At 53.2% G+C, this 4,000-nt stretch carries 2 protein-coding genes and 1 pseudogene; 1 reads left to right on the top strand and 2 read right to left on the bottom strand.

The window, feature by feature from the left end:
- Position 1 precedes the first annotated feature (1 nt).
- Complete coding sequence (locus FTV27_RS16825) at positions 2-1,495, bottom strand: IS91 family transposase (protein ID WP_119173447.1); 1,494 nt, start codon at positions 1,493-1,495, stop codon at positions 2-4.
- Positions 1,496-1,955: 460 nt separating this feature from the next.
- Between FTV27_RS16825 and FTV27_RS16820 the strand changes: the two genes are divergently transcribed.
- Complete coding sequence (locus tag FTV27_RS16820) at positions 1,956-2,828, top strand: rRNA adenine dimethyltransferase family protein (RefSeq protein WP_084929516.1); 873 nt, start codon at positions 1,956-1,958, stop codon at positions 2,826-2,828.
- A 340-nt stretch (positions 2,829-3,168) separates the two neighbouring features.
- Here the strand turns inward: FTV27_RS16820 and FTV27_RS16815 are convergent.
- Positions 3,169-4,000: pseudogene (locus FTV27_RS16815) on the bottom strand (IS91-like element ISVsa3 family transposase); the annotation flags it as partial.

Raw genomic sequence — 4,000 nt, 5'->3', positions numbered from 1 at the left:
GTCAGTCAAACAGACCCAGGAGCAGCTCAGCCGGTGGCGCCCGGCTTTCGGGTAACGCCCTGGTCCCGCTGGTTTCGGCTTTGTGCTTCAGGTGATCAAGGATCTGCTTGATCACTATAGGGTCTTCAATGCAGGCGATGACTTTCATGGCGCCGCCGCAGCCGCTGCAGGTCTCGATGTCGATATTGAAAACACGCTTGAGCCGTTGCGCCCATGTCATCGACGCTCGCCGTTGTGCTGGTGTTGCCGGTTCATCAGCCACCCTGACCTTGTTGCCCCTGCCCCGTTTTGCCGGCGTGACCAACGCCCGGTGCCGACTGTTGGGTGCGAACACCCCGTGGAAGCGGGTTAGGTTGACTCTGGGCTTCGGTACCAGGGCGGCCAGCCTTGCAATGAAATCCAATGGTTCGAAAATGACGTGCGTGGTGCCGTCCCGGTACGGCGTCTTGAGCTGGTAGCGCACGTTGCCGCCTCGTGTTAACGACAGCCGCTTCTCGGATACCGCCGGGCGGCTGATGTACCGGCACAGCCGTTCGAGCTTCTTGCGTTCATCGGCCCTGGCCGCCACGCCGGCGTGCAGGCTGGACCCGGCTACCTTGCCAATCCCGTCACCGAACGGATCACCACTGGTCGGCAGAGTTTGCAAAGTGAACACCTTTCGCCCCGCCTGTGAACCGACAGCGATACGGTAAGTGATCGAGTGCCCCAGCAGGGGTGTCATCGGGTCGTCATCCACCGCATCCGAGGCCAGATAGCTGTTTTCGACATCCCGTTCCAGCAGGCCTTGCCGCTCCAAATAGCGGCCGACCCGATGGGCGATGGTGTGCGCCAGTTGGGTGAGTTCGGCGCTGGTCGGCGCCCTGACCCAGAGGAACCGGGCTGTTCCATTGGGACGCTCAACGTACACGCCATCGAGGAACAGCATGTGAAAGTGAATGTTGAGGTTCAGTGCACTGCCGAAGCGCTGGATCAGGGTGACGGCACCGGTCTTGGCCGCTTGGTGGGTATAGCCCGCTTTCTTGACCAGATGCGTGGCGATGACGCGGTAAACGATGCCCAACACCCGGCCCATGACCTCCGGCCGGCTGGCGAACAGAAAGCGCAATTGAAAGGGAAAGCTGAGTACCCATTGGCGCATGGGCTGTACGGGCAGAACCTCATCGACCAGTAGCGCGGCGCTTTCGGCCATACGCCGTGCGCCACAACTAGGACAGAAGCCCCGACGTTTGCAGCTGAACGCAACCAGGTGCTCAGCGTGACACGACTCACAACGCACCCGCAGAAAGCCGTGTTCGAGACGGCCGCATTTGAGGTAGTCGTCAAACTCGCGTTGCACATAGCCGGGCAGTTCCCTGCCCTGCGCCGCCAAATGGGCAGCGAACGTCGGGTAGTATTCTTCGACGATCCGATAGAGCAGGGTTTGCTCGGGCCGGTGACGCTGGTAACGACCAGTGTTCTCGTCCCGGCTGGCCATCCTGGCCGCCACTTGGGGCATGATCCGCATCCTTGCGATACTGTGTTTTTATACAGTTTATCGCTCAGCTGCGAGATATTGAAGTCTCAGCTGTGATGCCAGCCAGTGCCAGACATTGCCTGTGAGTGCCAGTCACTCCCACTCTATTGTAAATAGAGTTGAGTACTCTATGAAATAAAAGGGGCGAACAAAAAAGAAAGCTGCCTATTCTTTTACGAATAAGCAATTTTTCAGCACGGCAGAACTGAACCTTTGCGGGGAATATCCTTTACAAGTCATTTTTATTTAACTATTTTCGAAACCACTCTAAAATGTATTGTGTTTTCCTAATATATTTGCTAAAATATATGCTAAAATATATTAAGTATTGCCTTGTATAGAATTAGAGTACGCAACTCTATGAAAAATACGAGTTTACCAATAACGATACACCCAACGGCAACAAAAAATCAAATAGCCACACGGGTAAAGGAGTAGGCTATTGGAACGCAACATAAAAGACTCTCAAAATTTTTTACACAATGCCCAACTAGTAAATAAACTAGTCGGACTTAGCAATATAACTTGCGATGATTTGGTTTATGAAATCGGACCCGGCAAAGGAATTATCACTCGAGCCTTACTTGGACGCTGTAGACAAGTTGTTGCGATAGAGTACGACGCGGAATTGTACAGGCGATTGCTTGAGCAATTAAAGGGGCACGAGGATTTAGTTCTGCTGAACAGGGACTTTCTAACAGTAGATTTGCCGAGCGAGCCGTACAAAGTTTTTTCTAACATACCATTCAACATGACTGCGGATATTTTGAGCAAACTTTTGACGACGGGAAGGACGCCCGAGGATTTATATCTCGTCATGCAACAAGAGGCGGTATATAAGTACGCAGGTGAGCCTTTGTGCCAAGATGGATTTAAGTCGCTACTTTTTAAGCCGATTTACGAAATCAAAGTCATTCACAACTTTGATAAAGCGGACTTTTCGCCAAGCCCGAATGTATCAATATTTTTTGTGAACTTTCACAAAAAAGAATACTGCGACATAAAAAAATTGCCGCTAATCGACTACTGGGATTTCTTGGCTTTTGTATATTCCGCGCCAGGCAGATTTTTTAAGGAAAAAACAAAAAAAGTTTTTTCATACGAACAACAAAAGCGGATACGAAAGCAAATCGATCTTCACGAGGAGGCGTTTATTTCGGAATGGACATACAAACAATGGCTTGCCATGTTTGATGTATACTCTAAAATGGTTTCGCCAGAAAAAAAGAAATTGGTTATAGGCGCATATAGCCGATTGATTGCCGAGCAGGCAAAACTCGACAAACTACATCGTGACAGGAGCAAAAAGTATTAGCCGATGGCAAGCGTAACCTTTAAGAAAATAAACAAGGTTTACGACGGAAAAGTACAAGCCCTAAAAGACATAGAACTGAAAATCAATGCGCAAGATTTTTTAGTGATTGTGAGTATAGGAAGAATAAACGCCGTTTTTCTCCAAGTCCAGCCACTGTAGACCGCGAATGACGGCCTGCTTTGCCAGTGGGTGATTCTGAATCCGGCCCGTGTAGCCATCGATCCCGCCGAAAATTTACCCGTTTTTCCCGACAGCCGGGGCCAACCCAAGCCGCCGGCATAACGCATCCCTGCCGCGGCTGAATTACCGCAGCATCGTGATCGGAATCGTTTGGGACGGGTCAGTCAAACAGACCCAGGAGCAGCTCAGCCGGTGGCGCCCGGCTTTCGGGTAACGCCCTGGTCCCGCTGGTTTCGGCTTTGTGCTTCAGGTGATCAAGGATCTGCTTGATCACTATAGGGTCTTCAATGCAGGCGATGACTTTCATGGCGCCGCCGCAGCCGCTGCAGGTCTCGATGTCGATATTGAAAACACGCTTGAGCCGTTGCGCCCATGTCATCGACGCTCGCCGTTGTGCTGGTGTTGCCGGTTCATCAGCCACCCTGACCTTGTTGCCCCTGCCCCGTTTTGCCGGCGTGACCAACGCCCGGTGCCGACTGTTGGGTGCGAACACCCCGTGGAAGCGGGTTAGGTTGACTCTGGGCTTCGGTACCAGGGCGGCCAGCCTTGCAATGAAATCCAATGGTTCGAAAATGACGTGCGTGGTGCCGTCCCGGTACGGCGTCTTGAGCTGGTAGCGCACGTTGCCGCCTCGTGTTAACGACAGCCGCTTCTCGGATACCGCCGGGCGGCTGATGTACCGGCACAGCCGTTCGAGCTTCTTGCGTTCATCGGCCCTGGCCGCCACGCCGGCGTGCAGGCTGGACCCGGCTACCTTGCCAATCCCGTCACCGAACGGATCACCACTGGTCGGCAGAGTTTGCAAAGTGAACACCTTTCGCCCCGCCTGTGAACCGACAGCGATACGGTAAGTGATCGAGTGCCCCAGCAGGGGTGTCATCGGGTCGTCATCCACCGCATCCGAGGCCAGATAGCTGTTTTCGACATCCCGTTCCAGCAGGCCTTGCCGTTCCAGATAGCGACCCACCCGGTGGGCGATGGTGTGCGTCAGC

The sequence above is a fragment of the Acinetobacter sp. YH12251 genome (assembly GCF_013417465.1).
Classification (GTDB): domain Bacteria; phylum Pseudomonadota; class Gammaproteobacteria; order Pseudomonadales; family Moraxellaceae; genus Acinetobacter; species Acinetobacter amyesii.
This window is presented reverse-complemented; position numbering and strand designations above follow the sequence as displayed.